The organism is Bradyrhizobium sp. UFLA01-814, from assembly GCF_046718885.1.
Taxonomy (GTDB): Bacteria; Pseudomonadota; Alphaproteobacteria; order Rhizobiales; family Xanthobacteraceae; genus Bradyrhizobium; species Bradyrhizobium elkanii.
Map to the genome: position 1 here is coordinate 1 of NZ_JAQOSR010000179.1, position 16718 is coordinate 16718.

The following is a 16718-nucleotide window of genomic DNA, read 5'->3' on the forward strand; positions in this document are numbered from 1 at the left end:
TTAGTCCGCTGAAACGACGACTTTTGCTGCTTGGCAGCAAGCCGCGCCGGGGTCGCGAGATCGTGACATCCCGGCGTGGCTGCCGCTCCAGCCCGTTTGGCGTAAACTGTTCCGACCTGAATTTGTCGGCTCTTGATCAGCGTGAAGGTGACCCGCGTTGGCCAGACCATCCCGGTAGCGATCAATCGGTGAATGAGCTTGCCCGAAAAGACGGATCCATCGGATCGAAGTGCGAGCACCAGCTGGGCGCAGGACGCCTGGCTATGGCCGTTTGAAGCCGCGCGATTGGCGCTGGACATCTACTCGCAGTGGTACCCCAATCGTGCGCCCGAGCCGACAGATTCGCCGGGCGAAGTGGCGGCGCTGCCCTGGACGACAGCCCATTCGGTCGCGCTTCAGCTGCCGTCGATGTGCGTGCTGGATTTCTCAAGAGCGGCCGAAGGCCGGCCGCTGCTGGTCTGCGCGCCCTATGCGCTGCATCGCGCGCAGATTGCGGATTTTGCCCCCGGCCACAGCCTGATGGAGGCGTTGCAGAAGGCTGGCGTTGCGCGTCTCTATCTCACGGATTGGCGCTCGGCGGCATCGGAGATGCGATATTTCTCGATCGACACCTTTCTGTCCGATCTCAACGTGGCCGTCGACACGATCGGGCCGCCGGTCGACCTTGCAGGTCTCTGTCAGGGCGGCTGGCTGTCCTTGCTCTATGCGGCGCGCTTTCCCGGCAAGGTGCGGCGGCTTGTGCTTGCCGGCAGCCCGGTCGACGTTTCGGTGCCGTCAGAGCTTTCCAGGATGGTCGCCTCGCTGCCGCAGCAAGGCTTCGAGGCGCTGGTGCGTCAGGGGGATGGGATTGTCAGTGGCAAGCAGATGCTGAAGGTCTGGAGTATCCCGTTCAGTATGCTTGATGTGGAAGCGGCGCTGCAGCGACGGCTCGACCGCAAGTCGGAGGATGCACGGGCGCTGCTCGACCGTTTCACGCACTGGGACAGCGATCCCCTTGATCTGCCGGGTACCTACTACCTTGAAGTGACCGACTGGATCTTTCGCCAGAACCGGATTGCGGCCGGACACTTCGTCGCGCTTGGCCGCAAAATCGATCTTGCTGCGGTGAAGCTGCCGGTCTTCCTGCTCGCTGCGGAGAACGACATCGTCGTTCCGCCCGATCAGGCGTTTGCGACGATGCGGCTGTTGGGCACGCGGCCCGCGTGGCTGCAACGAGAGACCGAGCCGTGCAGTCACCTCGGCCTGTTCATGGGCCGCGGGGCTTTGGCCGGTTCGTGGCGTCGGATTGCCCGCTGGCTTCAGTCTGATCTCGGCGAGACCGCGAGCGAGCGATCGCGGATCAGCGCGTGAGGTGTGATGTGAAATGCCCCGAACTGCGATTTTGCAATCCGGGGCATCCGACATCTATCGCGACTTGCGGCGCGCTTACTTGTCGCGCTTACTTGGCCGCGACGACCATGATCTCGACATTGTACTGCGGCGCCGCCAGCTTGGCCTCGACGGTGGCGCGGGCCGGGGTGTTACCCTCCGAGACCCAGCCGTCCCACACCGCGTTCATCTCCGGGAACGTCTTCATGTCGGTGATGTAGATCGTCGCGCTGAGCAGCTTCGACTTGTCGGTGCCGGCCTTGGCGAGGTGGCCGTCGATGATCGACAGGATGTCCTTGGTCTGGTCGGTGACGCTGCCGCCCGCGGCCTTGCCGGCGACGACGCCGGCGAGATAGACGGTGTTGCCGTGCACGACGGCCTGGCTCATGCGCGGGCCGGTTTCGAAACGCTGAATGCTCATTTGGGTCTCCACTGAATGGCGGGCATGTCTATAGCGTTTTCAAGCGAAGTGGCTACCGGTTCGCGTGAAGAAAACGCGTCAAAACAAGAGATCGACAGTTTTGGTTCTGATTTGATCAGAACCAGACCTCTAGCGCGTCAGGGCGACCGCCGCCACTGCGCATTTTGCAGCGCGCACCTCATGGAAATCGCGGTCCAAAGCGTGATGAGATTAGGTCCAGCTGGAACGGCGCCGAAGGTTTACCTCGCCCCGCCGGGGAGAGGTAAACCGAAATCGCGGCAAGCAGATTTAACCAAAACACATCCTGCTTTAGGGCGTGGACTCCATTAGCGCGCAACCAAATTCGGATTGATGCGAATTTGACGAACGCCTGTCGAGGAACCTTGCTGCCGGATCTGCGTTCGGAGATTGCTGGCGGGCTCGAACATCAAACCCATGGGGGAGACCATGGGACTGTCCTGGCAACAAGGTCCACTCTCAACGGGAGCAATCGGCCGGTTCCTCGTGCCCGAACCGCTGCCCAAGAGATTGTTCTACGCCGAGCGGTTGCGCCGGCGTATGCGCGTTCGCTTCGGGGGGACCTGGATCGCCGATAGCGAGAACGTCCTCCTGTTCTTCGAACCGGGCCGCTATCCGGTCGCCTATTTTCCGGAGACCGACATTTCCCCGCGCGTCCTTGAACGCACCGAGCATACCACCCAACACGCCGATCTCGGGCTCACGTCTTGGTACAGCGTCCGGGCCGACGAGCAGCACGTCGCACCGCGAGGGGCATGGCAGCACACCAGCCTTCCTCCCCATGCGAGCGAACTGCAGGCACACGTTGCGTTCGCTTGGCGGGCTATGGACGCTTTCTACGAAGAAGACGAGCGAATCGTGGGCCATGCCGCTGACCCCTACCACCGCATCGATATCCGCCGCGCTTCCCGTAACCTCGTGGTCCGCCATGGTGACCGGATCATCGCCGATACCAAGCGGCCGCTCGTCCTCTACGAGTCCGGCTTCGCGCCGCGCTGGTACGTTCCACGCGCCGACATCGATGAGTCCGCCCTCACTCCCGTGAAACTCCAGACCTTCTGCCCATACAAGGGGCTCTGCAGCTACTACTCCATCGATGAGGCACGTCTGGCGGCATGGTGGTATCCTGACGCCTATCCCGAGGTTCGCCGCATCTCCAACCTAGTGTCGTTCGAACCGGATATCGTCTCGGTCCATCTCGATGGCACCCAGCTCCATCTCGAGCCGGGCCAGGCGGTGGTTGCGCATGGCCCAGATCGCAACATCGACGTTTCCGAGGTGGTCCATGAGCCAGATGGCGGCGGCTAGGAAGCACCTTCGGTCCCTATCAAAGTGGAGCGGGACATGGCGCGACTGCTGTCGGTGAACGTCGGACTGCCGCGTGATATCGAATGGAAGGGCCGCACTGTTCACACCGGGATCTGGAAAAATCCCGTGCGTGGCCGTTGTCGGGTCGGCCGGTTGAATCTGGATGGAGACGGTCAAGGTGACCTGAGCGGCCACGGGGGTGAGCAGCGAGCCGTCTTCGTCTACCAGATCGAATCGTATCGCTACTGGCAGGAACAGCTGAAGAGGACCGACCTCGTCCATGGACAGTTCGGCGAGAACTTCACGATTGAGGGATTACCCGACGATGCCGTTGGCATCGGCGACCGGTATCAAATCGGCGGCGCAGTGTTCGAGGTCACTCAGCCCCGCGTGACCTGCTATCGGGTCGGCATTCGGATGAACGAGCCGCTGATGCCGGCATTGCTGACATCCAGCGGCCGTCCGGGGTTCTACTTCCGCGTCCTGCAGGAAGGCGAAGTAGGCGCCGGCGACGAAATCATGAAGGTGGGAGAAGCGAATGAGCGAATGACGGTCGCAGAGATCAACGCGCTTCTCTATTTGCCCAATCATCCACGCGATCGACTGGAGCGCGCCTTGCGGATCGAGACGCTTTCGCCCGGATGGCGCGTGTCGTTTGAGGCGTTACTGCAGAATCAGACGACTGGCGCGGGAAGCGGCAACGCAGGGCTCGCGCCGGCAGCGGCTGCGCATCCGGTTGCACCAGGATTTCAGCCGCTCGCGGTGGCAGCGATAGATCAGGAGTCCGCGGACGTCCTCTCCCTGTCGATGCGGCATCCGGACGGTCAGCCGCTGCGACAGGCTCTGCCCGGTCAGTACGTGGTCTTGCGTCTTCGACGGATCGGCGGCGGCCCGCCACTCTTTCGCAGCTACTCGCTCTCGGGTCCCCTCTCGACGGAGCGCTACCGGATCAGCGTGAAGGTCGAGCCGGATGGGGCGGCTGGAACCTACCTGCGGGAGCATGTCCGCATGGGCGATGTTCTCGACGTCAGCTCTCCGCGGGGAAGCTTCATTCTGCAGTCGGGAGAGCGGCCCGTGGTGTTGCTCAGCGCGGGAATCGGGGCGACGCCTGTGCTGGCGATGCTGTACGCGCTGGCGGCGGGCGGCTCGACACGGCAGGTCTTGTGGCTGCACACGGCTCGCGACCGGCAGCACCATCCATTTGCCGCCGAAGTCCGCCGGCTCATGCCCGCACTCACCCGCGGCCGCAGCTATGTCTGTTACAGCCGGCCAGGCTCGCGCGACAAAATGGGCGAGGATTTCGACGCTACCGGTCACCTGTCGCGATCGGTCTTCGACAAGGTCGGCATCCCGCGAGAGGCGGATGTCTACCTCTGCGGGCCGACTCGCTTCATGGCGGACATGAAAGAGGCGCTCGCAGCCTTGGACGTGGCCCCGGAGCGGATGCATGTCGAAATCTTCAACGGCAGCGAGTCGATGACTCCTGGTGTCGTCGGCGCGGCGACGCGAACTCCACATCTGCCCAGGGACGACGCCAACACCGGTCCGCTGGTATCGTTCGCGCGAAGTGGCATCGCCGTACACTGGAAGGCGTCAGCCTACCAGAGCATTTTGGAGCTGGCCGAGGCGTGCGACGTCCCGGTCCGTTGGTCGTGCCGGACCGGTGTTTGTCACAACTGTGAGAGCGGTCTGGTTTCGGGCGAGGTCGCCTATGGACCCCAGCCACTCGAGAAGCCCGCCGACGGCAACCTTCTCGTTTGCTGCTCACAACCGATTCGTGACGTCGTGATCGACTTATGAATCCTGGCCGGATTTCGGTTTCCGGCCGAGGGACCGCCACGGTTACTTGGAAGAGGAACCCGCCGCAGGTGGAAGATCAGGGCGGCGAACATCAGACCAAAGAGGGGTCGCGGCGCGATGAACACAACCAGCAAAGCAGTCGAGAAGCTCTCAATTGAGGTGATCACGTTGCCGGTGAGCGATGTCGAGCGAGCGCTGCGGTTCTATATCGATCAGGTAGGCTTCACGCTTGACGTCGACTATTCGCCGAATGACGTGTTCCGCGTCGTGCAGCTCACTCCGCCGGGCTCGAGTTGCTCGATACAGATTCGTCGCGGACTCACCGACGCGCCCGTCGGATCAGTTCGAAATGTCTATCTCGTCGTGACCGACCTTGAAGCTATGCGGAGCCGCCTGCTCGAACGTGGGGTCAAAGTCAGTGAGGCCCGGCACAAAACACCCATCGATGCCTGGGACGGAGGTTTCGCAACCGGGCTCGACCCCACGCGCAGGGATTACGCCAGCTTCGCCGATTTCTTGGACCCGGATGGCAACAGCTGGGTGCTACAGGAACGAGGTTACCGCAATCTGTGACGTGTTGTGGACGCTTCGCGACGTTGGCCATGCGCGGCGTCGTAGAAGCATCCAGGAGGAGGTCGGGACGGATACCCTTTTCTAGGTTCTTCTCGCCCCCCTGTCGATGACCTCTAGAGGGAAAGGAGTTCCCATGCGCGCAGTCAGCTACAGGAAAGTAGATGTCGATGGCATAGGAGTATTCTACCGCGAAGCTGGGCCGAAGGATGCACCGACGATCCTGCTGTTGCACGGCTTTCCCACTGCCGGCCACATGTTTCGCGATCTCATCCCGCTCCTCGCGGATCAGTTTCGCCTCGTCGCTCCCGACCTGCCCGGGTTTGGCCAGTCCGACATGCCGCCGCGGAGCGCCTTCGTTTACACATTCGAGAATATCGCGAACGTAATCGATCGCTTCGCCGAGGCGATTGGTCTCCATCGCTTCGCGATTTACGTCTTCGACTATGGTGCCCCCGTCGGCTTTCGCCTCGCCGTTCGGCATCCGGATCGCATCACCGCAATCATCTCACAGAATGGCAACGCGTATGAGGAAGGGTTGAGCGAGGGCTGGAGTCCCGTTCGGAACTATTGGCAAGAGTCGTCTCCGTCCAACCGAGAAGTGCTCCGCAGCTTCCTGGCACCAGAGACGACGCGCTGGCAGTATACGCACGGTGCGCCAGACGTGACCGCGATTTCTCCGGACGGCTATTCGCTCGACAACTTCTATTTGGCCCGCACAGGCGCCGACGAAATTCAGTTGGATCTCTTGGGCGACTACAAGAGCAACGTCGCGCTGTATCCGACTTTCCAAAACTATTTCCGGGCTCACCAGCCACGTTTCCTGGCCGTCTGGGGAAAGAACGATCCCTTTTTCCTGCCACGCGGTGCCGAGGCGTTCAGGCGCGATATTCCCGGCGCCATGATCCATTTCTTCGAAACGGGCCACTTTGCGCTTGAGACCCATGTGAGCGAGATCGCGACAAAGATCCGCGAATTCTTAGCACTTTGAATCTGCAACGACATTGTTCCGGGTTTCCATCGGAACATGTTGGACGATGCGAAGGCGCTGCAGCGTCGTTTACCAAATGACGCCCTCAGGTCGTTATGCGTGGCGCCGATAAGACACTATAGCCCGAATCAAAGTCGCGGCAGAACGACCTGGAATAGCTGCTTCTGCTCGGTGTGCTGCTTCTGAGCCTAAGTCGGTTCTGGCCTCAGATAGACGATGAGACAGCAGATGCAGATTCCAAGGCCGACAAGTGGGTACCTCAGCGCCGCGACTGCTGCCACACCGAAGAGGCACAACGTCGTCAGCGACCGCACCCGCATGATCCTGCGCACCTTTGGTGGGATGTCCCCGTGTGGCGTCCGATCGATGAGCTCCCAGATCAGCGCGATATAGGTCGCGTTGACCAGAAAGAAGACCGCCGCGTAGAAAGCCACCGGCTGTGGCGCGAGCTCGCTCACCGCCATCCAGGCCGTGGAGAGCGGAAGCAGCGACATCGAAAACAGATGCGCAAAATTGAACCACAAGAGGCTCGGCGTAGCCTCACTGGCGTAGCGCATCAGGTGGTGGTGATTGACCCAGACGATCGCGATGAAGACGTAACTCACCGCATAGCTCAGCCAGGTCGGCCAGAGAGCCAGCAACGCTTCGAAAGTAGGCCGCTCGGGCGGTCTCAATTCCAACACCAGCACCGTGATGAGCACGGCGAACACACCGTCGGAGAACGTGCTCAGTCGCTCCGGTGTCGCTCTTTGCAGCACGGTCCGCCCTCCTATCGCGCGAAGCTAGGTGAGGTTTGCAGAGCAAGCTGTTTGCGTCAATTGGCCAGCGGCCGCGCACGGGGCCATAGGTCGCCCACAGAATCCAGCACGTCTGCGGCCGGTCTAGGTGGTCCGTGATTTTACAACGGTCTGCGGCAAAGAGGCCAGGAACAACACGGCGCAGACACAAAGCAAGACGATATCCTTGAATAGAAACTCGCCAGTCAAATTCCAGGCCATTGGGTCGGTCGACAGGCTCCATTTGACGACCCCCGGGCGTCGTGAAGAATCGAACTCGAGGCCGTGCGACATGGCGATCCGCAGGAAAACCAGTCGAGCGACTTTCGCTGGGCCTAACAAGAACGCAGCTACGAATGATTTTCGGCTATTGACAGTGATCGTGCAAACACCAGCCAGGCTGGGTTGACCGCTTCTGGCCCATCGCGTCATTTTTCGATGCGGAATTTGATCGCTACCGGGGCATAGTGGACTCTTGCGAGCCGTCAGCCCGGCCGAATTATGGGTGCACGGACCTAGGTTACTGTCTTCAGCGCGTTCGCCCAGCGCGCGAACAGCGCCACTCGCTCGGCCGGCCAGGCGCCGTCGCAGGGCATGGTCCCGGCCTCGAGTCGTGCCAGAATTTGATGGCCGTGCCTGGCGACATCCGCCTCCTTCCAGAGATCGAAGGCGAACAGCATCGAACTGCGATCCATCGGCCGGAACAGCGGCCGGATGTGCTGTTCGAACTGCACGGCCTCGTCGGGACCAGGGAGTGCCACGCTGATCTCGTTCGCGGCCTGCGCATCGCTCGCGGTTGCGGACGGCCGTGCGGCCGGCGTTGCGTTGCAGACCCACCACCATCGCGGCACCGGCATGTTCCGCGGCGGTGTTGCGCCGACACCGGAATTCTCGACCGCGATCCGCGAGCCCCATTCGATATAGGCGACGAAGGCGGCGCGGAATTCCGGATCGGTCGGCAAGCCGGCATCGTCGGCGCTCTGCACCATGTAGGTCGCCCACAATGCGCGCTGCTCCGGCCGGATCTCCTTGCCGATGTGCTGCGATACCATCCGCCGATAGCCGCCATAGCGTTCGGTGTAGAAGCGCGGGCCGCCGAACACTTCGCTGAGCCACGCCGCCACCCGTTCGGGGTGGTCCGGCGACATCTCGGCGAACAGCGGCCCGAGCAGCGGATCTTCCGGCACGTAGCGGCTGTAGAAGATGCGCGTCATGTCGAGCAGCGCCGGATAGCCGCCGGCCCATTCGAACAGCGTCGGCTCGCGCATCGGATCGGGAACGGGATCGCGAAATTCGACATTCCAGTGCATGCCGCTGCAAAACGGCTTGTTCAGCGACGCGCCGCAGCGGCACAGGCTGACATGCTCCTGCGACGCGCCCGCGTTCTGCACGATTGTCGTGCCATTCTCATCGACCAGCTCGACATGGCCGGTGACGCGATAGGGCCCGTCCTTCGACACTTCGATCTGCGGCAGCCGGTTGACATCGGACAGGCTGGCGTCACGCTCCGGGCCAATGCCGATGCCGAGTGCCCCCGACGGGCACCTGCGCACCGCGTTGATGAGATCGTCCAAGCGTGCGCCGCTCGGCGCAATGAACGGCTCTTCGCCGAGACGAAACACGGAGGTGAGCCGGTCGGTGCAGAAGCCGGAATGCGCGCAGGTGCCGCGATTGTCGAACACGAACGCCTGCTGCCCGGCATAGACCTCGAGCCTGTCCGCTACGCGCCGCGGATCCCTGGCGTCGGTGAAGCCGCGCGCGGCGTGGCTGTCGTCGCAGAACGGCTTGGTCTGCGATTGTCCGCAGCGGCAGAGCCGCACCGGCGCCGCGGCTGCGATCGGCACGCCGAGATGATCGACGATCGGAATGTCAGGGTTGGGTTCGTAAGGTCCGTTGCGTCTGACGACGATGCGCTTGCGCGGCTGTTGCTTGTCGCTTGGACCCTGGGCGGAATTGTCGTCTGTCATGCCTTGCAATGATCCCTGAACTCGCCCAACCCGTGCCAAGCGTGCTTAGATGGATCGATGGCGGCTCTCAACGAACCAGATGGAAAGTGCCGCGGGAGAGTTGCAATGATCCGCAAGACCAAGCGCAAATATGGTTGCCCGGTCGAGTTCTCGATCGATCAGCTCAGCGGCAAATGGAAGACGGTGATCCTGAGCCGGCTCAAGGTCCGGCCGATGCGCTATGGCGAATTGCGCCACGACATCCCGCAGCTCAGCGACAAGGTGTTGACCGAACGCCTGCGCGATCTCTGCAATTCAGGCTTCGTCAGGCAGGAGCGCGGCGGCGGCTCCTCGCGCTATTGCCTGACCAAACGCGGCGAGATGCTGAAGCCGATGCTGCAGGCACTCTACGATTGGGGCGAGGCCAACGCCGACACGTTCGGCGTCCGCTTCCTCGGCGCGGAGGCAGACTAGAGCAAGATGCGCAATTTCGGAATATTAGAAGAATACGTCTGAGTTGCCCGACGTGTCAAGTTGCTTGGTCGAACGCTGGCCACCACCGGCACCTTTGCATGGGGTTGTTTTCGATATTTTGCCGGCGCCCCCGGCGACGGTCGCATAAGCACCAGTCCAGAGAGCGGATTTCCGGCGGAACCTTAATCAAGGAAAGCCCGTTGTCGCGGGACGTTGGGGGTAATCAACACAAGGAATAGTCATGCGCATCCGCATCTCTACGGCGTCCGTCATCGTTGCGGCGCTCTCGCTCGGAACACCTGCTTGGGCGCAGGTGCAGGGAACGCAACCGAAGGCGATGCCGCAGGCTCAATCTGATCAGCCCACCGCCATCCGGAGCATCCAGGTCGTGGACATCAAGGAACTCAAGCCCGACGCCCGGTCAAAGGTCGAGGCAGTCGTCGCAAAGGCAAGCGAAGACGACCTGCGGAACCTTCGCGGTTCCATCGACGCGTCTGAAGAAGCAGTGTCCGCGCTGAAGGCGAAGGGCCTGAGCTCGGCACAAGTTGTCGCGGTCAATCTCACCAACGGCATCCTGACGCTTTTCACCAAGACGGCCTGAACAAATTCTCAGCCTGAAGCAATTCGGACTCAGCAAATCGAGGCCCGCCGGTTCTCGCCGACGGGCCTCAACGCCCGCATCAGGGAAAGGCGCGCTTTAGTTCACCGCCTTCGCTGCCGCGCGCCCTGCGTTGCGGCCCGAGAACAGGCAGCCGCCGAGGAACGTGCCTTCCAGCGAGCGATAGCCGTGCACGCCGCCGCCGCCGAAGCCGGCGGCTTCGCCGGCCGCGTAGAGCCCGCGGATGATCTGGTGATCGTTGCCGAATACGCGCGAATCGAGATCGGTCTCGAACCCGCCGAGCGTCTTGCGGGTGAGAATGTTGAGCTTCACCGCGATCAGCGGGCCGTGCTCGGGATCGAGGATGCGGTGCGGCTTCGCGGTGCGGATCAGCCTGTCGCCGATATAGCGCCGCGCATTGTGCAGGTTCATCACCTGCGCATCCTTGACATAGGGGTTGGTGATCTCGCGGTCGCGCGCCTCGATCTGCGCCTTGACGGCGTCGAGCTGCAACAGATCGTTGCCTGCGAGCTTGTTCATGGCACTGATGAGATCGGCGAGATTGTCGCGCACGATGAAGTCGGCGCCGTGCTGCTTGAACGCCTCCACCGGCGCCGGCGCGCCCTTGTTGGTGGCGCGCTTGATCGTCATGCGCCAGCTCTTGCCGGTGAGGTCGGGGTTCTGCTCGGAGCCGGACAGCGCGAACTCCTTCTTGATGATGCTCTGGGTCAGGATGAACCACGAATAATCGTAACCGGTGCCCATGATGTAGTGCAGTTGCCCGAGCGTGTCGGAGCCCGGGAACAGCGGCGCCGGCAGCCGTTTGCCTGACGCGTCGAACCACAGCGACGACGGTCCCGGCAGGATCCGGATGCCGTGACGCGGCCAGATCGGGTTCCAGTTCCGGATGCCTTCGACGTAGTGCCACATGCGGTCGCGGTTGATCAGCCGCCCGCCCGCAGCCTCGGTGATGCCGATCATGCGACCGTCGACATGTTCGGGCACGCCGGAGATCATGAACTTGGGCGGCTCGCCGAGCCGCTTCGGCCAGTTCTGCCGCACCAGATCATGATTGCCGCCGATGCCGCCGGACGCGACGATCACGGCCTGCGCGCGGAAGGAAAAATCGCCGACGACCTCGCGCGAGGAACTCTTGCCGCGCTCGACCGAGGTCGGTTCCAGGATCGCGCCGCTGACGCCGTCGACCACACCGTTGGTGATGCTGAGCGCATCGACGCGATGGCGGAACTTGAATATCAGCCGTCCGCTTTTCGCGGCCTCGCGCGCGCGGCGCTCGAACGGCTCGACGATGCCGGGTCCGGTGCCCCAGGTGACGTGGAAGCGCGGCACCGAATTGCCATGGCCCATCGCGTCGTAACCGCCGCGCTCGGCCCAGCCGACCACCGGGAAGATGCGATGGCCCATCGCGCGTAGCCAGTCGCGTTTCTCTCCGGCCGCGAATGCGACATAGGCTTCAGCCCATTTGCGCGGCCAGTAATCCTCCTCGCGATCGAAACCGGCGGTGCCCATCCAGTCCTGCAGTGCGAGGTCTGCGGAATCCCTGATGCCGAGCCGGCGCTGCTCCGGCGAATCGACCAGGAACAGGCCGCCAAACGACCAGAAGGCCTGGCCGCCGATGCTTTGTTCCCCTTCCTGGTCGAGCACGATGACGCGCTTGCCTGCGTCGGCGATCTCGGTTGCGGCCACGAGACCGGCAAGCCCCGCGCCAACCACGATCACATCTGCATCGTCAGCCATGTTTGAGTCCCCCGGTCCCACCGGGATTCAAGACCGCCTCATTGCGTGCGGTCAACGCCAAATGGACCTTGCCTGTGGCGGCGGAGCACCAAGCACGCGCGCCACGCTGTTCCAGTTTGGGACCTTTCCCCAGTCCCACTGCAGCGTGCGCGCAACACCCAATTTGAATTTGTTTTGACCGGCTTCGCTCGTCTGGACAAAAATACGCGCGCGCAACACGCTCACGATTGTCTTGCATCACAGACCAAACAGATTCGGTTTCGACTGGGGCTGGCCAAAATGAAGTTGATGACGGGGTTGCTCGCTGCGGTTCTCCTGCTGGCGGGAATGGGGACGTCTCAAGCTGTAGTTAGGATCGCCGACGATCGCGGCGGCAAGATCGGCGTCTATGTCGACAGGTATCAGGACCTGCGGACGTCGGGCGAGACGGTCATCATCGACGGGCTGTGCGCCTCGGCCTGCACCATCGTGCTCGGCAAGGTTCCTCACGACCGGATTTGTGTGACCTCGCACGCCAGCCTCGGCTTCCACGCCGCCTGGGACTACGGCGACAACGGCCGCCCGGTGCCCAATCCCGAAGCCACCCATATGCTGTACCTGATGTATCCGCCGGCGGTACGCAGATGGATTTCGGAGCGTGGTGGCCTGACCCGGCGCATGATCTTCCTGCGCGGCAAGCAACTGCAGGCGCTGTACAAGCCGTGCTACCTCAACGCCCAGGCCTCGGCGCCGAAGCCCGCGCACTAAGCTCCGGCTGCGTCTCTGTTTGACGCTCGTCGGCCATTGGCTTGGTCATACGCCGGGGGATGGACCAGCAGGCATCGGAATCGCTCGCCATCATTTGACGGCCTGCGAGCGCCATTGCGCTTGCTGCCTGCCGGAACCGGGCTTATCTCAGCCTCATGGTTCAGCCGATCTCCACCCGATCCGAGCTCGTAACGGCTCCGCAGGGCCGGGTAGCGTCTGCGATCCTGTGGGGTGCGGCCGCTATCGGCGGATTGGCCCTGCTTGCCGCCGCCGCGCTCTGGTTCCACTACGGGACCGCGGTGTTTTTCGAAATGATCACGGCCGGCATCTCCGCCTGCTTCTGACAAGGACGCCTTCGCATCATGCCCCGGACCACGCGCCCATTGGTGATCTTCGCTGCCTTCGCGGGCAGTCTGGCGGTCGGCTTGTTCCTCATGCTGTGGGCGATCGGCGGCTTGCGCACCGTTGCCGCGCCGGCCGCGATCGGCGGGTCGTTCCAACTCACCGACCAATCCGGCCAGACGGTCACCGACAAGAATCTCCAGGGCAAGCCGACCCTGATTTTCTTCGGATTCACCCATTGCCCGGACATCTGCCCGACCTCGCTGTTCGAGATCTCGGAGGTGCTGAAGGCCATGGGCAAGGACGCCGATCGCGTGAATGCCTATTTCGTCTCGGTCGATCCGGAACGCGACACCGCCACCGCGATGAAGGATTACCTGTCGAGCTTCGATCCGCACCTCAAGGGCCTGACCGGCGATCCCGCCGCGATCGCCAAGGTGCTGTCGAGCTATCGTGTCTACGCCAAGAAAGTGCCGCTGAAGGATGGCGACTACACGATGGACCACACCGCGCTGATCTATCTGATGGACCGCGACGGTCATTTCGTCGCGCCGTTCAATCTGAAACGGACGCCGGAAGAGGCGGCGGCCGATCTCAAACGGTATCTCTGATCGCCATTTCCGGTTCAGAATTAACCCAATCGGCGCTCGCTTCAGGCGCCGATTCGGCTATAAGCCGTTCGATTTCCTGAAATTGCCGGTTATGCCAGACTTGTCCGCCCAGCTCTTTGCCGTCCGCTCCCGCCAGCGTCGCCTGGCCGCGGGCATGATCGCGGCTGCCTTGCTAGCCATGGCGGGTCCTGCGATCGGGCAGACGCCTCCAGCGCAACCACCGGCGGCCAAGACGGCCCCTGCGCCGGCTCCGCCGACCAGACCGGCGCCGGCTGCACCGCAGGCAGCGCCTGCGGCCCCAGCGGCAACCCAGCCAGCCCCGACCCTGCCGCCCAAGGCCGCCGCCGAGGCCGCGCCGCAGGCGGTGCCGGGTTTCTGGGACCCGCGGCGCCGGCCGGACCGCCCGGACCTGTCGCGCCTCACCGTGATCCGCTTCCTGACCGAGACCGACTATCCGCCGTTCAATTTCACCGGTCCCGACGGCAATCCGGCCGGTTTCAACGTCGACCTGGCGCGTTCGCTCTGCGACGAGATCAAGGTCACCTGCACCATCCAGATGCGCCGCTTCGAGACCCTGATCGATGCCCTGGCGACCAACCGTGGCGATGCCATCATCGCGTCGATGGCCGTGACGCCGCAGCTGCGCGCCAAGGTCGATTTCACCGATCCCTATTACCGCGCGCCGGCGCGCTTCGTGTCGCGCCGTGACAACGCGATGCCGGAAATCCGCCCGGAATATCTCGAGGGCAAGAAGGTCGGCGTCATCGCCGGTACCTCGCACGAGGCCTACCTCAAGGCGATGTTCACCGACGCCGAGATCCATTCCTTTCCGGATAACGACGCGCTGCGCGCGGCGCTGCGCCGCGGCGAGGTCGACTTCATCTTCGGCGATGCGATCTCGCTCGCGTTCTGGATCAACGGCACCGATTCCGCCGAATGCTGCGCGTTTTCCGGCGGCCCCTTTGTCGAGAGCCGCTATTTCGGCGAGGGCGTCGGCATCGCCGTCCGCAAGGGCAACGATCTGCTCCGGCAGTCGCTGAACTGGGCGCTGTTCCGGATTTGGGAAAAAGGCCGCTTCACCGATCTGTGGCTGCGCTATTTCTCGGTCAGCCCGTTCTGAGTTCGTCATTCCGGGATGGTCCGTAGGACCAGACCCGGAATCTCGAGATTCCGGGTTCGATGCTGCGCATCGCCCCGGAATGACGACAAACTTCCCGTCGTTTTGCATTTTGCCGCGAAAGCGTTAGTTTTCGCGGCCTTTTTGGAGAGAACCTGAGGAATGTCCGTGATTGATCCTTCTGCCAGCCCGAGCGACCTGCGGGCGCTCGCTGAACAATCCAACGCTTGGCCGTTCGAGCAGGCGAAAGCGATTGTGGCGCGGCTGAAGAAAAATCCCAAGGACGAGGTGCTGTTCGAGACCGGCTACGGCCCGTCGGGCCTGCCGCATATCGGCACCTTCGGCGAGGTCGCGCGCACCACGATGGTGCGCCACGCCTTCCGCGTGCTCACCGAGGACAAGATCAAGACCCGCCTGCTCGCCTTCTCCGACGACATGGACGGCCTGCGCAAGGTGCCGGACAACGTGCCGAACAAGGAGCTGCTGGAGCAGCATCTCGGCAAGCCGCTGACCAAGGTGCCCGATCCGTTCGGCACCCATCCGAGCTTCGGCCAGCACAACAATGCGCGGCTGCGCGCCTTCCTCGACCAGTTCGGCTTCGACTACGAATTCGCGAGCTCGACCGAGTACTACACCTCCGGCCGCTTCGATGCCGCGCTGCTGCGCATGCTGGAGCGGATCGAGAAGGTGATGGCGATCATGCTGCCGTCGCTGCGCGAGGAGCGCGCGGCGAGCTACTCGCCGTTCCTGCCGATCTGTCCGCGCACCGGCCTCGTGCTCTACGTGCCGGTGACGGCGCACGACGCCAGGGCCGGCACGATCTCCTACGAAGATCCCGATACCAAGGAGAGCGTCACGGTTCCCGTCACCGGCGGCCGCTGCAAGCTGCAATGGAAGCCGGACTGGGCGATGCGCTGGTACGCGCTCGGCGTCGACTATGAAATGGCCGGCAAGGATTTGATCGACTCGGTGAAGCTGTCGGGCAAGATCTGCTCGGCGCTCGGCGGCACGCCGCCGGAAGGCTTCAACTACGAACTGTTCCTCGACGAGAAGGGGCAGAAGATCTCGAAGTCGAAGGGCAACGGCCTGACGATCGACGAGTGGCTGCGCTACGCCTCGCCGGAATCGCTGTCGCTGTTCATGTATCGCGAGCCCAAGGCGGCGAAGCGGCTCTATTTCGACGTCATCCCGCGCAATGTCGACGACTACCAGCAATTCCTCGACGGCTTCACGCGGCAGGAAGCGCGGCAGCAGCTGCAAAATCCGGTCTGGCACATCCATTCCGGCAAGCCGCCGCAGGCCGATATGCCGGTCACCTTCCAGCTGCTGCTGACGCTGGTGTCGTCGTCGAACGCGGAGAATGCCGAGACGTTGTGGGGCTTCATCGGCCGCTACCGGCCGGGCGTGACGCCGCAGACCCATCCGAAGCTCGACGCGATGGTCGGCTACGCCATCAACTACTATCGCGACTTCGTGGCGCCGACCAAGCAGTTCCGCGAGCCGACCGACGGAGAGCGCGCCGCGCTGCAGGATCTGCGCGATGCGCTCGCCAACATGCCGGCGAACGCGACCGCGGAAGACATCCAGAACGTGGTCTATGAGATCGGCCGCCGCGAGCCGTTCCTCGACATGGTCAAGAAGGGCAAGGACGGCCGTCCCGGCGTCTCGCTCGACTGGTTCAACATGCTCTACCAGGTGCTGCTCGGCCAGGAGAAGGGCCCGCGCTTCGGCTCCTTCGTCGCGGTCTACGGCGTGCAGAACGCGGTCAACATGATCGACGGCGCGCTGGCGCGGTCGTCGTAGGGATCGCGCCGCTCATCGCGGCTTGGCCTGCGCCGCGTCGCGCAGGCCGTCGCTGGTGGCGCGCAACAGC

The 16718-nt window shown here is 63.1% G+C and carries 17 protein-coding genes; 12 read left to right on the forward strand and 5 right to left on the reverse strand.

Annotation, left to right across the window (positions count from 1 at the left end):
• On the reverse strand, positions 1-299 hold a 299-nt coding region (locus tag PMN64_RS35905), incomplete at its 3' end, for a hypothetical protein (protein ID WP_411784135.1).
• Between the two features lie 55 nt (positions 300-354).
• Here PMN64_RS35905 and PMN64_RS35910 point away from each other — a divergent pair.
• Positions 355-1350 carry an alpha/beta fold hydrolase gene (locus PMN64_RS35910; protein ID WP_411784153.1) on the forward strand — a complete coding sequence of 332 codons (996 nt, stop codon included), beginning with the start codon at positions 355-357 and terminating at the stop codon, positions 1348-1350.
• Between the two features lie 88 nt (positions 1351-1438).
• Here the strand turns inward: PMN64_RS35910 and PMN64_RS35915 are convergent, their stop codons facing one another.
• Positions 1439-1789, reverse strand: coding sequence for a RidA family protein (locus PMN64_RS35915; RefSeq protein WP_028339041.1), 351 nt, complete (start codon positions 1787-1789; stop codon positions 1439-1441).
• A 447-nt stretch (positions 1790-2236) separates the two neighbouring features.
• Here PMN64_RS35915 and PMN64_RS35920 point away from each other — a divergent pair, with 447 nt between their 5' ends.
• From PMN64_RS35920 to PMN64_RS35935, 4 genes are all read left to right on the forward strand, one after another.
• Positions 2237-3115, forward strand: coding sequence for a DUF427 domain-containing protein (locus PMN64_RS35920; protein WP_304497508.1), 879 nt, complete (start codon positions 2237-2239; stop codon positions 3113-3115).
• A 36-nt stretch (positions 3116-3151) separates the two neighbouring features.
• Positions 3152-4915: an MOSC domain-containing protein gene (locus PMN64_RS35925; protein ID WP_411784137.1), complete on the forward strand. Its 1764-nt coding sequence runs from the start codon at positions 3152-3154 to the stop codon at positions 4913-4915.
• A gap of 117 nt (positions 4916-5032) precedes the next feature.
• Positions 5033-5488 (forward strand): VOC family protein, encoded by a 456-nt coding sequence (locus PMN64_RS35930; protein WP_411784139.1) that lies wholly within the window; start codon positions 5033-5035, stop codon positions 5486-5488.
• Between the two features lie 133 nt (positions 5489-5621).
• Positions 5622-6476 carry an alpha/beta fold hydrolase gene (locus PMN64_RS35935; protein ID WP_411784141.1) on the forward strand — a complete coding sequence of 285 codons (855 nt, stop codon included), beginning with the start codon at positions 5622-5624 and terminating at the stop codon, positions 6474-6476.
• 188 nt (positions 6477-6664) lie between these two features.
• Here PMN64_RS35935 and PMN64_RS35940 read toward each other — a convergent pair whose 3' ends face one another.
• Complete coding sequence (locus PMN64_RS35940; protein WP_304497504.1) at positions 6665-7234, reverse strand: TMEM175 family protein; 570 nt, start codon at positions 7232-7234, stop codon at positions 6665-6667.
• Positions 7235-7767: 533 nt separating this feature from the next.
• Positions 7768-9219 carry a CDGSH iron-sulfur domain-containing protein gene (locus PMN64_RS35945; RefSeq protein WP_411784143.1) on the reverse strand — a complete coding sequence of 484 codons (1452 nt, stop codon included), beginning with the start codon at positions 9217-9219 and terminating at the stop codon, positions 7768-7770.
• Between the two features lie 105 nt (positions 9220-9324).
• Between PMN64_RS35945 and PMN64_RS35950 the strand changes: the two genes are divergently transcribed.
• Together PMN64_RS35950 and PMN64_RS35955 are read left to right on the forward strand one after the other, a co-directional pair.
• The gene (locus PMN64_RS35950; protein ID WP_194458128.1) at positions 9325-9672 is read left to right on the forward strand and encodes a winged helix-turn-helix transcriptional regulator; all 348 of its coding nucleotides are present in this window, start codon (positions 9325-9327) and stop codon (positions 9670-9672) included.
• A 241-nt stretch (positions 9673-9913) separates the two neighbouring features.
• A complete protein-coding gene (locus PMN64_RS35955) occupies positions 9914-10273 on the forward strand; it encodes a hypothetical protein (protein WP_038384505.1) in 360 nt (119 codons plus the stop codon).
• Between the two features lie 96 nt (positions 10274-10369).
• On the opposite strand, the gene PMN64_RS35960 is transcribed toward PMN64_RS35955, so the two are convergent.
• A complete protein-coding gene (locus PMN64_RS35960; RefSeq protein ID WP_411784145.1) occupies positions 10370-12028 on the reverse strand; it encodes an FAD-binding dehydrogenase in 1659 nt (552 codons plus the stop codon).
• A gap of 279 nt (positions 12029-12307) precedes the next feature.
• Between PMN64_RS35960 and PMN64_RS35965 the strand changes: the two genes are divergently transcribed.
• The 5 genes from PMN64_RS35965 (at position 12308) to PMN64_RS35985 (ending at position 16648) form a co-directional block, all read left to right on the forward strand.
• Positions 12308-12775 (forward strand): hypothetical protein, encoded by a 468-nt coding sequence (locus tag PMN64_RS35965; RefSeq protein ID WP_028339032.1) that lies wholly within the window; start codon positions 12308-12310, stop codon positions 12773-12775.
• A 155-nt stretch (positions 12776-12930) separates the two neighbouring features.
• Positions 12931-13119 (forward strand): hypothetical protein, encoded by a 189-nt coding sequence (locus tag PMN64_RS35970; protein ID WP_411784147.1) that lies wholly within the window; start codon positions 12931-12933, stop codon positions 13117-13119.
• A gap of 18 nt (positions 13120-13137) precedes the next feature.
• Complete coding sequence (locus PMN64_RS35975) at positions 13138-13728, forward strand: SCO family protein (RefSeq protein WP_028339030.1); 591 nt, start codon at positions 13138-13140, stop codon at positions 13726-13728.
• A 91-nt stretch (positions 13729-13819) separates the two neighbouring features.
• Positions 13820-14848: a transporter substrate-binding domain-containing protein gene (locus PMN64_RS35980; RefSeq protein WP_411784148.1), complete on the forward strand. Its 1029-nt coding sequence runs from the start codon at positions 13820-13822 to the stop codon at positions 14846-14848.
• A gap of 159 nt (positions 14849-15007) precedes the next feature.
• On the forward strand, positions 15008-16648 hold the full coding sequence (locus PMN64_RS35985; RefSeq protein WP_411784151.1) for a lysine--tRNA ligase: 1641 nt from the start codon (positions 15008-15010) through the stop codon (positions 16646-16648).
• Positions 16649-16718: the final 70 nt, after the last annotated feature.